This is a genomic window from Acinetobacter sp. WC-743, from assembly GCF_000335555.1.
Classification (GTDB): domain Bacteria; phylum Pseudomonadota; class Gammaproteobacteria; order Pseudomonadales; family Moraxellaceae; genus Acinetobacter; species Acinetobacter bereziniae.
This window is the reverse complement of the sequence record NZ_AMFQ01000104.1, coordinates 1-17,258: the sequence shown is the minus strand read 5'-3', so window position 1 is coordinate 17,258 and position 17,258 is coordinate 1. Positions and strand designations below refer to the sequence as shown.

At 33.2% G+C, this 17,258-nt stretch carries 18 protein-coding genes and 1 pseudogene; 6 read left to right on the top strand and 13 right to left on the bottom strand.

The window, feature by feature from the left end:
- Positions 1-132: 132 nt before the first annotated feature.
- The gene (locus ACINWC743_RS16415; RefSeq protein ID WP_009586226.1) at positions 133-1,359 is read right to left on the bottom strand and encodes an alpha/beta hydrolase family protein; all 1,227 of its coding nucleotides are present in this window, start codon (positions 1,357-1,359) and stop codon (positions 133-135) included.
- Between the two features lie 1,067 nt (positions 1,360-2,426).
- The gene (locus ACINWC743_RS16410; RefSeq protein WP_035301321.1) at positions 2,427-3,734 is read right to left on the bottom strand and encodes an alpha/beta hydrolase family protein; all 1,308 of its coding nucleotides are present in this window, start codon (positions 3,732-3,734) and stop codon (positions 2,427-2,429) included.
- A 546-nt stretch (positions 3,735-4,280) separates the two neighbouring features.
- Between ACINWC743_RS16410 and ACINWC743_RS16405 the strand changes: the two genes are divergently transcribed.
- From ACINWC743_RS16405 to ACINWC743_RS16395, 4 genes are all read left to right on the top strand, one after another.
- The gene (locus tag ACINWC743_RS16405) at positions 4,281-4,982 is read left to right on the top strand and encodes an exonuclease domain-containing protein (protein ID WP_004831566.1); all 702 of its coding nucleotides are present in this window, start codon (positions 4,281-4,283) and stop codon (positions 4,980-4,982) included.
- A gap of 86 nt (positions 4,983-5,068) precedes the next feature.
- Entirely contained in the window at positions 5,069-5,764 is a 696-nt protein-coding gene (locus ACINWC743_RS16400) for a hypothetical protein (protein WP_009586225.1), read from the top strand.
- 122 nt (positions 5,765-5,886) lie between these two features.
- Positions 5,887-6,054 (top strand): hypothetical protein, encoded by a 168-nt coding sequence (locus tag ACINWC743_RS24545; RefSeq protein ID WP_162987735.1) that lies wholly within the window; start codon positions 5,887-5,889, stop codon positions 6,052-6,054.
- A 172-nt stretch (positions 6,055-6,226) separates the two neighbouring features.
- On the top strand, positions 6,227-6,517 hold the full coding sequence (locus ACINWC743_RS16395) for a hypothetical protein (protein WP_035301311.1): 291 nt from the start codon (positions 6,227-6,229) through the stop codon (positions 6,515-6,517).
- 128 nt (positions 6,518-6,645) lie between these two features.
- Here ACINWC743_RS16395 and ACINWC743_RS16390 read toward each other — a convergent pair whose 3' ends face one another.
- The 3 genes from ACINWC743_RS16390 to ACINWC743_RS16375 all read right to left on the bottom strand — a co-directional run bounded on the left by ACINWC743_RS16390 (position 6,646) and on the right by ACINWC743_RS16375 (position 8,782).
- Positions 6,646-6,873 (bottom strand): hypothetical protein, encoded by a 228-nt coding sequence (locus ACINWC743_RS16390; RefSeq protein ID WP_004831570.1) that lies wholly within the window; start codon positions 6,871-6,873, stop codon positions 6,646-6,648.
- Between the two features lie 1,114 nt (positions 6,874-7,987).
- Entirely contained in the window at positions 7,988-8,167 is a 180-nt protein-coding gene (locus ACINWC743_RS16380; RefSeq protein WP_004831572.1) for a ribbon-helix-helix protein, CopG family, read from the bottom strand.
- Between the two features lie 258 nt (positions 8,168-8,425).
- Positions 8,426-8,782 carry a hypothetical protein gene (locus ACINWC743_RS16375; protein WP_004831574.1) on the bottom strand — a complete coding sequence of 119 codons (357 nt, stop codon included), beginning with the start codon at positions 8,780-8,782 and terminating at the stop codon, positions 8,426-8,428.
- 218 nt (positions 8,783-9,000) lie between these two features.
- Here ACINWC743_RS16375 and ACINWC743_RS16370 point away from each other — a divergent pair, with 218 nt between their 5' ends.
- On the top strand, positions 9,001-9,537 hold the full coding sequence (locus tag ACINWC743_RS16370; RefSeq protein ID WP_009586210.1) for an MAPEG family protein: 537 nt from the start codon (positions 9,001-9,003) through the stop codon (positions 9,535-9,537).
- Positions 9,538-10,311: 774 nt separating this feature from the next.
- Here the strand turns inward: ACINWC743_RS16370 and ACINWC743_RS16365 are convergent.
- The 6 genes from ACINWC743_RS16365 to ACINWC743_RS16340 all read right to left on the bottom strand — a co-directional run bounded on the left by ACINWC743_RS16365 (position 10,312) and on the right by ACINWC743_RS16340 (position 14,001).
- Positions 10,312-10,524: a helix-turn-helix transcriptional regulator gene (locus tag ACINWC743_RS16365; RefSeq protein ID WP_005030142.1), complete on the bottom strand. Its 213-nt coding sequence runs from the start codon at positions 10,522-10,524 to the stop codon at positions 10,312-10,314.
- Positions 10,521-10,898 carry a hypothetical protein gene (locus ACINWC743_RS16360; protein WP_004831577.1) on the bottom strand — a complete coding sequence of 126 codons (378 nt, stop codon included), beginning with the start codon at positions 10,896-10,898 and terminating at the stop codon, positions 10,521-10,523. The genes ACINWC743_RS16365 and ACINWC743_RS16360 overlap by 4 nt, the downstream gene beginning before the upstream one ends.
- A 299-nt stretch (positions 10,899-11,197) precedes the next feature.
- Positions 11,198-11,578, bottom strand: a complete 381-nt coding sequence (locus tag ACINWC743_RS16355) for an MliC family protein (protein WP_004831578.1) — start codon at positions 11,576-11,578, stop codon at positions 11,198-11,200.
- Between the two features lie 823 nt (positions 11,579-12,401).
- The gene (locus ACINWC743_RS24540; protein WP_009586207.1) at positions 12,402-12,557 is read right to left on the bottom strand and encodes a hypothetical protein; all 156 of its coding nucleotides are present in this window, start codon (positions 12,555-12,557) and stop codon (positions 12,402-12,404) included.
- 607 nt (positions 12,558-13,164) lie between these two features.
- Positions 13,165-13,488: a hypothetical protein gene (locus ACINWC743_RS24535; RefSeq protein ID WP_009586221.1), complete on the bottom strand. Its 324-nt coding sequence runs from the start codon at positions 13,486-13,488 to the stop codon at positions 13,165-13,167.
- A gap of 231 nt (positions 13,489-13,719) precedes the next feature.
- The gene (locus tag ACINWC743_RS16340; protein WP_009586236.1) at positions 13,720-14,001 is read right to left on the bottom strand and encodes a hypothetical protein; all 282 of its coding nucleotides are present in this window, start codon (positions 13,999-14,001) and stop codon (positions 13,720-13,722) included.
- Between the two features lie 165 nt (positions 14,002-14,166).
- On the opposite strand from ACINWC743_RS16340, the gene ACINWC743_RS16335 reads away from it, so the two are divergent.
- A complete protein-coding gene (locus ACINWC743_RS16335) occupies positions 14,167-14,718 on the top strand; it encodes a DUF2799 domain-containing protein (protein ID WP_009586208.1) in 552 nt (183 codons plus the stop codon).
- A gap of 509 nt (positions 14,719-15,227) precedes the next feature.
- On the opposite strand, the gene ACINWC743_RS16330 is transcribed toward ACINWC743_RS16335, so the two are convergent.
- Positions 15,228-15,899 (bottom strand): GNAT family N-acetyltransferase, encoded by a 672-nt coding sequence (locus ACINWC743_RS16330; protein ID WP_009586212.1) that lies wholly within the window; start codon positions 15,897-15,899, stop codon positions 15,228-15,230.
- A 64-nt stretch (positions 15,900-15,963) separates the two neighbouring features.
- Positions 15,964-17,184 (bottom strand): annotated as a pseudogene (locus ACINWC743_RS16320) (IS256 family transposase).
- Between the last annotated feature and the right edge of the window lie 74 nt (positions 17,185-17,258).

Genomic DNA, 17,258 nt, shown 5'->3' with positions numbered 1-17,258 from the left:
AAGCCGTGCTAAGATTGCGCGTATTGTAGCATGAAGTTTGTAATTAAACAGAATGAAGTTTGCTCTGTTTTAAATAAAAATGACTGATATCTTAAACATCAGTCATTTTTTGGCGATAGGTGTTTCAAACACTTATTTCGCTGCAAACATAGCTTTGACATCAGCAACAATATTATCAATATTTAAAGCATAGGCTGTACTATGATCCCAAGTAGGATTGGTCATATAACTCACCTGTGTACCAAAAGCTTTAGCTGTTCCGTATAAAGTATCTGTGGCGATTTTAGGGACTGTGGTATCCGCCCCACCCTGATAAATCACAACTGGTGTTTTGACTTGGACTTGTAACGGTTGCGAATCCACATCTAAAAATTTTTGTACAACAGGTAAAGTTGTAAATGTATCGGTTGTTCTTGGATAATTCTTCAATGTTCCATTGATTCCAGCGTATTGTTTCATTGCCCCAGCAAATTGCAATCCTAAAACATCATAACAAGCAGACTCAGCATTCTTCGCAATCGCATCCGTCGGTACTTTAAATACTTGGCTATAGTCTAAAGTAGGATTTGTATTGCGTAAGCCCGTAGCAATCAATGCGGTAAAGGTATCTAAAGATGCATAAACAGGTATCTGCTGAGTTGGTGTTGCATTTTCAACTGAAAGGTTTCCGGCACTTAAAATTAATTTCAATTGTGAAGCTGGTGCAACAGCGACGGTGCCTTTATAGTCTAGGTTTGCACGCGCCGCATATTGCGCAGCGCCTAATGCTGCTTGACCACCCTGAGAGTGACCCACAGTTACCCATTTATTCGACGCTCTGCTCCCTAGCCAACTCCGTGTTGCCACCACAGCATCAGTAATCGAATAAGCTTCACTTTTTAAATTTAAGAATGGGTGTAATTCTTTACCACCAGGCTCTCCCAAACCTTCGTAATCAGGTGCGACCACCACATAGCCTGCTGTAAGAAACTTAGAAATCATGCCTTTAATGTAGTCATTCATCACATTACGACTTGGTGCGCACTGATCTGCAACCCCTGTTGTACCATGTGCCCAAACCACAATTGGCCAACCGCCCGCTGGTGCCACGGTTTTTGGTGTAAAGACCAATGAGGTTGCTTGTACTTCGGTACCATTAATACCTTTCATTTTATAGGTCATCACCACACTATCCGTTGCCACAGTGGAGAAGTCAGTTGCAGTGTATGCGCTTGGTGTTCCCACAACAGGATTGGCAATCGTGTTGACATCTGTATTATCTGGAGAAGCTCCAGATGAACTCCCTCCACCACCGTTATTACATGCTGTTAAAGCGATCCCAGAACTTATAATTAAAACTGTCAGTAAATTCTTTTTCATGTGATTTATCCTTAAACACAATTTTTTAAATATTTTATATCACTTATTACGCATAAGTATTTCATGAATACGTCAAAAACATATGTTAGGCAAGTCTTTTGGACATTATTTTTAAAGGATGAATCAACTGAATAAATCACCAATAATGGCATCACACCACACAAGGTATCATGTTTATTGTTAACATATTGAACAATATATAGAAATCTAAACTGCCAAGAAATGGCTATTTATTGTTTATAAAATTAATATCAAAGTAGCTTAAAGATTCGTTTAAAATTTCAATCTTATTTTAACGACGCTGGCTTTTTCACAGAATAAGATTCAACAGCATATCGCCAATCTGTTGAAAAATGCATGCCGCAAAAGTTAATTTCTCTTGATCCATAAAATCAATGCAATAAAGATCGTTTTGAATGATATGAAGCTTCCCTGACCAAACTGTTTGCTGTACATCTAAAGCCTAAATAGATTTACGTAGATGATGCTTCACTTTGCCTAACCCATTTTTTGTTTAACCGTATTCTTGCGATGCAAAAAAGGTAGTGCTTTGTTTTTTTGCTCATATTCGCATATAACCTCACTCAACATGGCAACATCCATGTCACCTCACGATAGCAAGACCATCCTTGATGTAAAAGTGCAGAATAAATGAATTACAAAAAATTTATAAAATTTGTAAAAAAACATAAAGTTGATTCGACATGAGTGATTAAAATAAAAAATCACTGGTATGAATACTCAAGAAATGTTGAATGCATACCCTATTGATTTAAATATTTAAAAAAATTTGACTACAGGACAATGAGAGATAGATTGACTCAATCTTTTCACAAACTAACTATTTCACAAATTGAAAACTATAAAAGTGATTGCTAAAAAACCTGAGGATTTCCCCCTGTCTTTGCATATATTAGACAAAAGAGGATGCTAACAACGTTATTGATGAATGAAGATACTCATCATGTTGCATTGAATGGATAAAGCAAGTTGAGTTATTCATAAATTGCCACTGTTTGATTGAACAGTGGCAAAATTTAAAAACAATAATGATCAATATTCAAGGATTAGTTTGATAGCAGTGTTTTAATATCCGCCAATAAGTTTCCGTTTTTAGCATTTACACTATAAGCGGTACCATGGTCCCATTTTGGATCGGTTCGATAATCAATTTTTGTGGTTAATGCTCGTGCTTGCGCCACTAATGCGTCTGTTGCCTGAGGCAACACCAATGTATCTGCACCACCTTGATAAATAATGATTGGTGTTTTAACCAAGACTTGAAGAGGCTGTGAATCTATCTCCAAAAATTGTTTGACGATCGGATCATCCATATAGCCCTTAGCTCTTCGTGGATAATCTTTTATACTACCATTATTTGCTTCAGCATATTCCCCTATTCCTCGCGCAAATTCAAAACCTAACTCAAGCACACATAAAGACTCAGCTTGTTCTGCAATTTTATCGGTGGGTGACTTAAAGACCTTACTATATACACCATCCATCCCATAAGTAGTTTTAATACTCGCAGCAATCAATGCGGTAAACCCATCCGTAGCAACATAACCAAGGACCTTACGTTGAAATTCAGGATTCACATTTCCATTTTCATCCAATGGTTTATCAGGTAATCCTTCTAACTTAAATTGAATTAAACTATCAATCATTTTTAAATTAGACGCAGGAGCAACCGCCACTGCCCCTTTGTAGTCCATATTGGCGCGTGCTGCATATTGAGCAGCACCCAATGCCGCTTGCCCGCCTTGTGAATGCCCCACTACTGCCCATTTATTAGAAACCTTATCACGTAACCAACTTTTGGTTGCTACCACTGCATCCGTAATTGAATAAGCCTCACTTTTGACATTTAGAAAAGGATGGAGTTCTTTATCACCAGGCTCTCCCAAACCTTCATAGTCAGGTGCAACAACAACATAACCTTCTTTAAGAAAGCTATCGATCATGTTTTTAATCGTTGGATCACCTGGACCAAACAAACCTGGTATCGTCAATTTGTTAACACTCGGTGCACAACTATCTGCGACACCCGTTGTACCATGTGCCCATACTACGATTGGCCATCCCCCTGCAGGCGGTGCTGTTTTTGGGGTAAAAACTAAGCTGGTAGCCAATGTTTCAGTTCCTTTGATGCCTTTCATTTTATAAGTCATCATTACACTGTCTGCGGCATTCGGTGGTGCATCTTCTTTAATATATTTATATGCAGCAGGTGTTCCCACCACAGGGTTTTGAATATTATTGATGTCTACATTTGATGTGGTAGATGGACCTCCATCATTATTGTCATCTCCTCCACATGCTGTTAAAAATACAACTGAACTTGCTAATAATATCCAAAGCGTATTTCTTTTCATTTTTTTCATCCTTGTTGCCTATCTTGTTTTAATACTTCAGTGTGAATCATTCCAATTTATCCGCACTGATCATTCAATTACCTAGCTTTTGGCGGGGTATTCTTTTTAAATTACCTTAAATCCAATAATTAAGATAATCTACACTATAATTATCTTATTAAAATAAATTTGCAAGCGATATTCGATAGCCATTATTTTGATATTTATTAGAAAATATTTAAAAAAAGTAGATTAAGTTGGTTTTAAACTAAAAAATGAGGTGAGATTCACTGTATTCAGTAGAATTTACAACCTCAACAATAAAAAAATACCAGCACGCCCAAACTTTAAGATATTCTTATAAATTATTAAATAAATGATGATAGCCAGTATCAACTAGATATAATTTATATTTTAATCATGCAACCACCATACAAGGACAGAACTGCTTGAGAGTTAAACAAAAACAAATCAAAACTGACTTTCAAATAACTTTAAATTGTATTCAATGCTTAAAAAAGCTAGGGTACTCAAAAGCTCCTGTTCAAATTGGTGAAGGAACAAAAGATGCAAGCCATTATTTTAGATACAGAAACACATACACTCAATGGTCTACCTATTGAAATTGCTTATGCACCTATTCAGATTGAAGCAGGAAAACTCAGTTTAGATCGCAAGCAAATATTTGATCAGCTTTATAGCATTGGCAATGAAAAAATCTCTTTTGCCTCTATGGCAGTTCACCATATTTTAGAAGCGGACATTGCAGGACAACCTAACTTTTCGGACTTCGAGCTTCCTAAAGAAACCACATATATCATTGGTCATAATATTGATTATGATATTCGTGCCATTGAACAATGCGGTGTGGATACTTCAAAAATCAAAGCTATTTGTACGCTGGCACTGGCTCGTTTAGTTTGGCCAGATGCTGAAGCCCATAATATTTCTGCGCTGATTTATATGATCAGTAAAGGCAGTGAAAAAGCACGTGAAATGCTGAAAAGTGCGCATCGCGCAGATGCAGATATTATTTTAACAGCCAATATTTTAATGCACATTATTCATCATTTAAAGATTCAGACTTTAGAAGAACTTTATGAAGCCTCTGAAGATGCACGTATACCAAGAACGATCAACTTTGGTAAACACCGCGGTACTGCAATTTCAGAATTACCCTCAGACTATGTGCAATGGTTATTACGCCAGGAAGACCTAGACCCTTATTTACGTAAGGCCTTAGAAAATGCAAACCTTATCACACTTTAACCTTGTGATTTGTAACAAGAAAGTCATATTAGTGTAATTTTCATTCTTTATCCTTGGGTCAATTTATTGGGGGAATAACTTGACTCATGGATCAATATTTTAAAACTGACTTGGGAATTCAGGCATTAAAACAGCGGTCATTTCAACTGAATGCGCGTCAAAGACAGTTATTACTCCTGATCGGTACTGATGATTTTAAAATTTTAAATAGTGCCCTCAAACAACGCTTGGCGACTCCTGAACTGATTCAACAATTAGAAGAACTTGGTTTGATTTTTCAGGATAATGCACCATCTGCGGATAAAAAAAATTATACCGCCCTATCAGCAGTGACAACTTCAATTGCATTAGACACAAACCAACAACCAACTTTGGCTCAAACAACAAAAAGTCAATCTTCAAAAGAAGATCTCATTTCCTCAATTAGCATCAGTGAAAAATTAACAGAAGTATCCTCACCCGACAATCTCCACACCAATGAGCCACCCCATGATCTAAAACCACAACTAGAAACACCAGCACAGAAGGAAAATAAACTCGAACATGTCCATATCAGTTTTGATGAGATCAAACAAAAAATGGCACATCTATTACAAACTCATTGTGGACTCATGACTAAACAATTGGTGATACAGATCCAGCAGGCAAAATCTATCCGTGATATTAAATTTTGCCAAATGCAATGGATTACCGCATTACAAGAGTCCAGAATTTCACCAGTTGAGCTAAATCAAACCATGCAACAAATTAATTATTCTTTACAACACCTACAATCATCATAATTTAAGCATGTTACAAGCGTGAGACTTAGCATTTAGATTTAACCCCCCTTAGAATGACACAATTAAGTGTTTTAACGTCATTCTAAGTTTTTTAATCTAAACAGATTAATATTTTTTAAAAGATGGATAATAATCAGATTTGGCAGATCATCGCCCTTGAAGATGATCATTATTTATCGGAACAAAAGCTGAATTTAGAATTAAAATCTGCTTTGCTCACAGAATTCCTTCAACACTTACACATTGAATTTCAACATTATGGTTTAGAAATACAACAATTCCACGTCTAAAATCAAATGTCATATATCGCCTAACATCACCAGCATATCTCATTGATATTAATTATGAATTAGCTTTAAACCCATATGTCTTATTATATTTTTTTACAAAATCAAATTGTCTATTTTCACATCAAGTTGTACAATAAATATTCAGTTAACTTGTTCAAATAATTACACAATTATGACTACTTATATTACCAAATCCACCAATCAAACAGCATTAGCACTTTCAAATTTTCATTCAACTTTTGAACAGTGTTTGACGGCTGTTTCTAATATTAAGCATAAAAGAGATTTACGAATCAAAGATGATCCAATGTCCTCACAACATGTGTTGGTACAAAGTTATCAATCTGGATCACTCAAAGGTGATTTAAGAATTGAAAAGCGCGCTGTTATTCAAGCCAATCGAGACCGCTTAGCCCTTTATCATTTAGTTGCTGTTGTTCTTGATCATTTTAAAACCGCTTGATTTTTTTAGCAGAAACTTGGTTGTTGCTGTTCAGCTTTAGACCTTTTAATGCTTAGCTATAATAAATGTGTTGGATAAATGCATCCAACACATTTTTTTAATTGTCACATCTTTGGTCTAGTTAAAAATTAACTTACCTGTTCAATGATGCGATAAATACTATCACTTTCTTTACTCTCGAACAGTAATTCAATACTCGGCAATATCTTTTCGCCATCTACCACAATATGATCGATCTTTTGGAACAAGGATAAATTTTCAGCATCTTCATGCTCTTGCAATTTGTTTAACCATGCCATTGCATTTAATTCGTTGCTATATTGATCCTTCACCTTGACTGTAATCATTTCAGACATTTTCCTATCCTCTTTTTTATATACTGTTTTTCTTATAGCATGACATTGAATAAAATTTCTTGTGAAGTTGTTAGATTTTATGGCAATGTTAAAGCATTGCAACTTATGAACATTTTTCATTTATAAAACAATCGATTACTTTGAATATTTTATGTAAATTCTGCCTATCTTAATTATTTCATCAGATTTCAAAATGAAAAAGCTCACATTTCTGTGAGCTTTTTGATGTTGGAAAGCTAGTGCTTATTTTTTATTTGAACTGGAGTCACAAATTCAATAAGCCGTCATTGATCTGTCCAACTACTTCGTAGCATCTTATCGATCTACTGTAGTTATAATATAGGCAGAACTTTGACCATCTGCAAGAAGCAGTAACATTATTCAACCTAATTACAGCGATTTTAAAATTGAATTATTTTAAAAACAGCAGATAATAGTTAAGCCTAAAAATTGATGATCAATTTTTCAATCTTTAAAGAATAATAGCTGCTAAGCACTAAAATGAAATTAAACTTTGAAAGTGCTTTAAAATGATCATTTTTCCGAATTAAAAATTCAGATAAAAAGTATAAAATTTGTTGAAAATAAATCATTTGTATGAAAAATTATGCGGTTTGAATATAAATGATCAGAAATTTACACGATCAATTATCACTTAGTATGTTTTCTTTATCGGATGAAAATTTGAGTTATGGCGATAATGTACTATATTCATTGTCTTTGAACTTCTTTACATTTTACCAATATTACCTAAAGTTATCGTACAGCTACATTTATAGTGCAATTATGTTCTGAGTCTTTTGCATTACGAAAATTTAATTGGTGCTTGAAACACTGACAATACGCTCTAGACTGAGTATATTTTATTTTTTCAGGAATATTTACACCCAAACATTCAGATTCAATATGCCCCATTTGTGATAAAGGAAACTCTCCTTTAAGTATTAATCCGACTGCGCCAAATACAATCAACATCACAAAAATTATCAATATTATATAAGTTCTCATTATTCTGAATTTTCATCTTTTTATAACTCAATAAAAATTAAGCAGATCTGTCAACAAGACTGTACTGCTCAATCATCATCGACCGTCTCATAAAACATACGATTTATTATTTTTTTACAACAGAGGATTTAGTGGCATATTCAACCCCATGTTTTTCTAAATATTCACGAATTAATTGGCGAACAACTTGAGAAGGTTTTAAGTCTTGACGGTTACATAATTCTTCAAATGCTTCTTTTTTATTTGGATCGATTAAAATTGTTAACCTTGCCGTTTTATTTTCCATACCCCATTTCCTTAAATTTCTTAGAAATAGAATTGTAATAATATTTAGAAGATTTTCAATGATAATTTTTTATCTCGCCAACCTTACAAGATAAGACATATACATATGATTTATAACACTTTATTTTAATAATTTTAATATTTAAATGATAAATCGATCATAATTTTTTGTGAATATTATCAAATATTTTAATTTTAAAGCTAAAATTCACACAAAAGGCTATCACAACAACGCGAAGTAATAGCCAAGTCTCTATTTTTAAGAGAAATCTAATTCTTTTTCAAAAATTCTAAGTTCGTGTCTAGCCATTGCTAAATTAGATTTTTGACGATCCAATACTAAATATAAAAATAAATCACTGTTTTTCTCTAGCGGTCTAAGTAAATGATACTGTTTACCTAAAGTAATCAAAATATCATCAATAGTATCTTTCAAGTTCAACGCATCAGCAGTTTTCATTTTCGCACGTAAAACCTCAGTATTCCCCGCAGCTGCAAGCTCCAAATCAATGCCTGTTCCTTGTGCTGCCAATGAAAGACCACTTGTACAATCAACAAGTGCTGAAGCTGTAAATCCGTCAATATCTGCTAATGGTGTTAAGTCAATTTTAGCCATTTATATATACCTTTTATTAAGTAAAAACCGTATGAACCATCTGAGGAGTCTGGCTCATGTTTAAAAGTATCATAAAATTATAATAAAATATTATTTTATGATAATAATATGTGATTTTTTTTAGTCTAATTAAAAAAAAGACAATATTTCTTTTCAGAAGTCATTTCTGATTTACTTTAAAATTCACATGTGAATCGACACGATTCATATAAATAAAGATGATTTGGAAAATAAATTTAATTTTTCTTATAAAAATATTGACAAAAAATAATTTAAATATAAAAACTTATGTGTTTATTATTTTCTTTGCAGCATACTTGGGTAGATGTTTTATGTATAACTTGCTCCACATATATGCTTTATGTATTACAGCACTTTTCATTAAAATGTTTGCGATATCATGTTATCAAGGTTATTTCCGTATTAAAAATAAGGCTTTTAAAAATAAAGAAGATGCACAATACCTAAACATGAATGCACATCCCGAAGAACTTCCGCAAGTGGTGAGAGCAAGTCAAGCCTGGGCTAACGATTTAGAAAATATTCCTGTGTTTTGGGTACTTGGTGGCATTTGTATCGCCTTGAATTTGAACACAACATTGATAGCATGGACGTTTAGTGTTTTTACCATTGCACGTATTGCTCATACAATAACCTATTTAGTAGGAATACAGCCTTGGAGAACGATCTCTTATATAACTGGTATCGTTTGCCTATTTATTTTAACCTTTATTATTATACTGGCTTGTTTATGACTGATCTAAGTGTAGGATGCTTCTAAATCAATCGCCAACAACATATTATGGTTGTGATAACGATCACAATATAACTATTTATTTGATGCAGATAAATACAAGATATGGTGAAATTTATAATTAAATTGAAAAATCATGTGCTTGATATAATATAAAAGCTAACCTGTTAGATAAATGCAGATTGACATTAAACTCATGCAAAATTTAAAATGATCAAAAATATATCATCCCACTATCCAACAAAAATGTGATCTAACTAAACTCACACATACTAAAAATATATTCTTATTGCGATTTATCTTAATAAAAGTAGATGTGGCACAACCCCGTACTGTATCGCTATTTTAAATATAAACATAAACAACACTTATGCACTGTTACGCAAGCCCAATATACATCGTCGTAATATACCTAGATCTGAGAACATAACCACGACGTAAAGAAAACAAGAGAATTGGTTAGGAGATAGACTTAACTCATCCTGATGATTGCTGACCTTATCCAAATGTTGTTTTCAAATGCTCAGCTTTATATAATCAGGAAAATATCCAGCCTCAATATGCATAATTTTAGCTGGAAAATTGGTCATGCTAAATGCTTCTACACTACATATTGCATTGGTCAATAAAGTTACCAACAAAGATAAATCTCTAAATAGCAACAATCTTAGAGCAATCCAATACCACCTTATACTCACACCCCCTTATTTTATTATCTAATTTGCCAGTTTTGGATATTTTCCTCTTTGTTTATCAAACACTTACTTATCTTTGCTTAGCGTTCATTTTTTATTGTTTCTTCATCCTGAAAAATAGCTTCTATAGATAAACCAAAGAGTCTTGCTATTTTAAAGGCTAAAGGGAGACTTGGATCATAACGCTCTTTTTCGATAGCATTGATAGTTTGACGTGAAACACCAAGTAATTCCGCAATTTGTTGTTGCGACCAACCTTGCTTCATTCTTAATTCAGATAAAATATTTTTCATCGATAACGCCAACTTCCAATTGCGATCCCCATTCCCCACAATGTTGCCATTAATGGCCAAACAAAAAACATCGATAGTAAAGGAAATCCAATATTTTCTAAAAAGCCATAGCTAAATGTGATGAGCGCAGTACCAACAAAGGCGATTGCAAAAGCTTGTAGTTGAATTCGATGTTGCATTTCATCTAATTGCGATAACTGTCTAATCACGCTCCAACATACGAATACGCAAGGAATGACGGGCAATAAAGTTACAATCATTTGTGTTGAATCATCAAGTTGATTATTTTTTAAATATCTTAGAGAAAAAACCAACACAACAATATACAGCAAGATAGATAAAACCAATTCAAAAAGGTGTCTAAATTTATTCATAGCGCACTCATGTAAAGTAAACTTTACACAAGCATAATTAATTTCAAATTAAATGTAAAGGATACTTTACATTAATGATGATTGATGTGAGTAAAATAACCAAAAGCATCGTACGCCTGATCTACTCTTTTTGAAGTACCCAATTCAATAAAAATATATTTTTCATTTAAAATCAAATATATATTTCATATTTAAACTTTATAGCAATGATTTTAGATCGTCTAAGATATTTAAAGTGAAAAAAATTATGGGGTATCATAAAAAACCCCACCAAAAGGTGGGGCGATTTATATTCAAGCTTATTTAACTTCTTTCACCGAAAAAGACTGATCTTTTGCAAGTTCAATTGTTGCTTCCTCACCTTTGGAATGAATTGACACACCATTTTCACCTTCTAGACGCATACCACTGCCAGCTGGAACTTCTTTAAGTGAATAGTTATGCCCTTCACTATCTGTCAAAGTTGCTGTAGCAAAATTATCAGTTGTTTGAAGTGTGAATTGCTTTTTATCTTCAGTTTCATATTTCACTGTTTTTTGGTTCGACTCATTGCTGTCTACCTGAGCAACAGGACTACTTGCTTCTCCTGTTGAGGCATTGGTTTTTTCTTTGTCTTTTGCATTACATCCAACTAAAAAAACAGCAGTTAAAATAGAGGAAATTAATAATATTTTTTTCATGATTAATCTCAGTAGAAATAAGAAGTTTAAGTTCTACCACAGGACTTGAAGCTCATCCAACCAGCGATTGCGAATTCACTACTGGTTCCGTACAGAAATCATAAACATTATTTATAATACTATACATTTCATATTTTATTTTTAACTATTTATATGCTAACCAGCCATAGATTTTAAATTAAGATTTATTTGAATAATAAATTAATGCAATGATTGCGATGAACACGATGCTGATTTGGAGAAGCAAAGAAAACATCAATTTTCCTAGGAGAATACAAAAATTTTCATTGAATTTAAAAGTTGTAGCTTCATCACTTAACATCGATATTGCTAATTTTTCCGCATTTACGGCATTCTTTTATGTAGCTTATATTAGGATATTCAAAAACATGAATACAAAGCAATTGTCTAATTCGCAACATCATAAAAATATGCCTTAAAAAAAGCCCACATGATTGGATAATGTGGGCAACTATATGAAAAGCTTCTATTAGGTAAAGCTTGAAACTACAAAGTAATTTCTGGCTCAAATTTTAAGGCAAAAACAATCAAGAACATTGGCATTAAATGACAATTTTTAAAATTTTCTTTTAAATCAACACTTAATATTAAAAATACTAAACAATGATTAAATACTATAAATGTTCAATAATTAATGGACGATACTTAAAAGATTAAAGGTGCACATTGAAACATCTGAGATTAAAAAATACGGAGATAAACAAATTTTTAAATTTATTGTGAAAAGTTTAAAATCACGCTATAAAATTACTTCTTATTACCCAACAAGCCCCTTAAATCAGAGACTTGCTGGAATAGATAGTTACGACTGAGGTTGAATGTCCTTGTCATCATTCTTGTCGTTTTTGCTTGTCTTAGTCAGATTTTTTGTCTTGGTTTTATCAGCGCCATTTTTATGTGACTGATAATAACAACCAATTGCGATCCCAGTGCCTAATAATGCTGCAGTCTTAAACATGACATTCCTCGTACTGAATAAAAAAGGTCTAATAGGAATAACATCAAATTAAAACCTGTGTATTTCAACATGTTAGTTGTGAAAGAATATGTGAAATTTTATAACATTAGATTTCAAAAATCATTTTAATTTTAATATTTTTCAATTGGTTAGAATTTATTTAATTTATAAACTGTTAACAGAACTGTCACACTTTGGACTATTTTTCATTGAATCATTAATTAATCAACATTTCCCTAAAAACAATCCATAAAAAAGCCCATCCTCAGATGAGCCATTTACTTAGATTACACTATTTTAAAACCCACATCCCTGATGGAATATTTCCAAAGAGATGTACTAACAATGTAAGAACAACAAACATAAATATGAAAAAAGCGATGTTTATTGATTTATATATCATGTGATCACCCTCATTTTATTGTTGTTCTTTTTTTATACACTAATGACATAAAATTTACAAACCTTTTCAAAAAAACCCTATATTAAAAAGATTTATATAGTTATATCTATTCGGGCTAACAATCAGCAATCTTCTTGATTTTTCATTTTATTAAACCAATAAACACCAACATACATTTACTCATTGTAGCTCTTGATAGAACGTTCATTTCATGATTTCATTGTGTAACCATTTTAAATAATTTGCTTTGTCATGAAATTGAGGAGACTGGTTTACATTCAAAGCAACTTCTTTCCCATCAACTAAAATTACATAATTTTTTGCCATCTGTGAACGCTTATCATCAGGTCGCGCAAGAATAAAAAAATATTTTAGAAACAGGGTATTATAAAGTATATTATCCATGATTGATTTAAGATCATTTAACTGTCTATTTTTCTTTGTGAATTTCTGATGATCATCTTTTTCAGGAAAATGCTGACTTGCCTTAAACGCTTCATATTTTTCATCTAATTCATTAATATTCATATTATTTATCACCAAAATTTTATTCCTACTTTAAATGAATGCAGTCAACCTGTTCTACATTCACCATAAACATGTTTTTATAACTACTTTGTATCAACCTGCGATCCGTTCCATAAGTATGAAAAATTAAACATTAAATTCGTTTCATATTTTTCTTGAGCAAATCAATCATCATATATTCATTTCAAATTTTTCATTCATTTATCCTTATTTTAAAGACTATGAATAAAATCACTTAGACTCATTAAAATTCTCCTTATTTATTAAATTCTTACAGTAATTAATATGATCATTGTCTTTTTTATTATGCACCATTTTCATACACGAACAAAAGTGCTCAGATCGTCCATACTGGATATCATCTGGAACATCAATTCCATAACATTTCGCATCAATTTCATTCAATTTAGGTGCAACAATCCATTTTCCAAAATAAAAAGGATAGCCAAAGCCACCAATAACAATCATCAACAGAACAATAATTGGAAAGTTATTTTTAATATATTGAATCATTTTTAAAAATCTTTAAGGTCTTAAATCCAATTCTACAAAAAAAATGATTATTCAACCAAATCAATACACTTTAATGGTACTTTTTAAATTTTATCAGCAAATAAAAGATATTGTCATGATAAAATATTTTAGAAAGTTGCTCAATCGTCGTTAGGAAATTATTTCATGAAATTTATAGTAGTTTTATCTACTTTTACTGTTTTACTTTCAGGCTGTACGGCAATGAGTATTGAGCAATGCAAAACTGCAAACTGGTTTAATGTTGGTGAAAAAGATGGTTCAGCTGGTTCCAACCCACATCTAGATCAATACTACTCTGCTTGCCAAAAAGCAAATATCATTCCAAATCAGAATTTATATGAAAAAGGCTACCAAAAAGGTTTGAATGCTTATTGTCAACCTGAAAACATTTTCTATGAAGCCTTAGAAGGTCATGGTAATTATCGAATTTGTCCTATAGAAAAGCGTGAATCTCTTCGGAGTTATTATCAAGTCGCAAGTCAGTACTTTTCTGCAAATTCAGATTTTAATAAATCACAAAATGATATGAATTATTACCTTGAAAGATTGGAGTATAAAAACCTTTCTGATAAAGATCGTGATAGCTATAAACAGAAATTATATGATCTTCGTATCAATAGCAGCCAAGTACAATCTCGTTATCAAACAGCTCTGCGTAATTTAGAACGCTTCAAGGCTGAGCATCATCTAGATTAGATTGAAACAAATACTTTATATAAATATATGATATAGCTGTAATTTTATTTTTTTAATAGCATTTGAATTAAAATTTGTATTTGAATGATGGTGAATACGGTCTAGGATAGTGTAATCATTTTAAAGCGATCTATACAATATTGAAACTACTCGAAAATCTACTTATTTTTCGTTCTCGATTTTAAGCGATCTATAAGGCTGTGACCAAAAAACAAGTCGTGAGCAAAAAATATGATGAGATTTAAAATTATTTTGCTATAAAAAAAGCCTCACATTTCTATGAGGCTTACCTTAATTTTGCGCTGATTAAGGTTTTTTGTTATTTATTTTTAGTAAAATAACTATTTAAATTTAATTTAAAATATCTAGTATGTCAATGATATTTACTGGCTCAAACCAAAATTTAAAGATGTCCATTTTATTGGGTTTGCTGGATTTTTTTGAAGCACATATTATCTTGTCAAACTTGAAAAAATTTATATGATGCCTGCGACCTGCATAAATTGATTTTATTGTGTGCCCTTTTTTCGAGTAAACTGCTGTTCTATTACAGTTTTGCCCCATTGATCTCCTGTCCATTCTTTTACTAACTCGAATCCCAATGATTCATACAATTTACGAGCAGCATCAAGCCCACTAAATGTCCATAAATGAACTGCTGAAAATGCGTGATGATCACAAAAACCGATTGCTTCATTTAAAAGCTTTCTTCCTACGCCATAGCCTTGATAATCCTCATCAAGAATAAACCAACGTAAATGAGCTTCATGATTGTTTAGATCTTCTCCATCTATGGCAACTGAACCAATGATTTGATCATTATGAATCGCAAACCAAATATTATTACAATCACTATTCATACGTTGAGAAAATTCAGCAACTGAAGCGGCAACTTTAGCTTCAAAAGAACACCCAAAGTTATGATTTTTTGAATAGTATGTGCCATGCATTTCAGTAACACGTCCAATCATGCCCGCACGATATCCTGATATAATTTCAATATTTTGACTTAAATTAACAACTTTTTCTTTATGACAAGCTACCAATGCTTCTGCATAGAATTTAAGTCCTTGAGCAATCGTTTTTTGCTCAGAAATTAGGAGGTGATTTAGCGCATTCATCACTTGTTGATCTGCGTAGTGGTTTATTTTCTTGACAGTATTATGTCCTTGATCTGTCAATTGAAGGCACTTGTATCTTGCATCAGTGTCTTCGAGCCTGTAAAAACTTCTGTGTAAATGTCGCTTAAATGAAAGCGTCTAAACGACCTTCAAATTCGATCATAAACCGACTCATAGCAGCACGCCAATCCCGAATTGGCATATTCCACTTTTTTGATGCAGCTTCAATTGCCAAATAGATTACCTTTCTGACCGAGTCATCGGTTGGAAAGAGCTTACGCTTCTTGATTGCCTGCCGAATCACACTATTTAGTGATTCAAACTTGCGGAGCAATACTCCTCAGGTGGTGTAAATCGCTTTACGAATATCTGCTGGATAAGCAAACAAGGTATTTAGGTTCTGCCAGTGCCCGTACCAAGATTTGCTAATCTGCGGGTATTTATCATCCCATGTGCTCGCAAAGACTTCTAATGCCTGCAAGGCAGACTCTTCAGTAACAGCTTGATAAATACGCTTCAAGTCACTGGTGACGGCTTTATAGTCCTTCCAACTCACATATTTCAAACTGTTGCGTACCATGTGGATAATACATAGTTGAATGCGTGTTTGTGGGTAGACGGTAGTAATCGCATCAGGAAAGCCTTTCAAACCATCTACACAGGCAATCAGAATGTCTTGTACACCACGATTCTTTAGTTCTGTTAGAACGGACAGCCAGAATTTGGCACCTTCATTCTCGGCGATCCACATACCCAGCAGTTCTTTGTGACCCTCAAGGTTAACACCCAATGCTAGAAAGACAGCTTTGTTAATAACGCTGTTGTCCTGTCTGACCTTCACCACAATGCAATCAAGGTACACGATGGGGTAAATGTTATCGAGTGGGCGATTCTGCCACTCAATCACTTGCTCTTTAACCGCATCTGTCACCTTGGAAATCAAACTAGGAGATACATCTGCATCGTATAGTTCTTTGAATGTACTGACGATTTCACGGGTGGTCATGCCTTTGGCATACAGCGATAGGATTTGGCTATCCATGCTGGTGATTCTGGTTTGGTGTTTCTTCACCAATTGTGGTTCAAATGTACCATCACGATCACGTGGGGTATTCAGCTCAAACTCACCATCACCCGTGAGTAGTTGCTTCTTACTGTAGCCATTACGTGCATTGCCTTTGGCACTAGGTGGTGACGCTCATGCCCTAAATGCTCGTGAGTTCTGCATTTAGGGCTGTTTCAACGGTAAGTTTCTTTAGAGCTTTACTGAATTCATTCAGGTCAGAATCTGTTTTTAGGTTTTTGGCAAATTCTTTTGCAGTGCCATCAATTGACTGTGATCCATTGTGGATGTCTCCATCTATCCCTATTACAGGGTACTAAGATTTGGACATTTACACAGTTTTATTTACAGGCTCG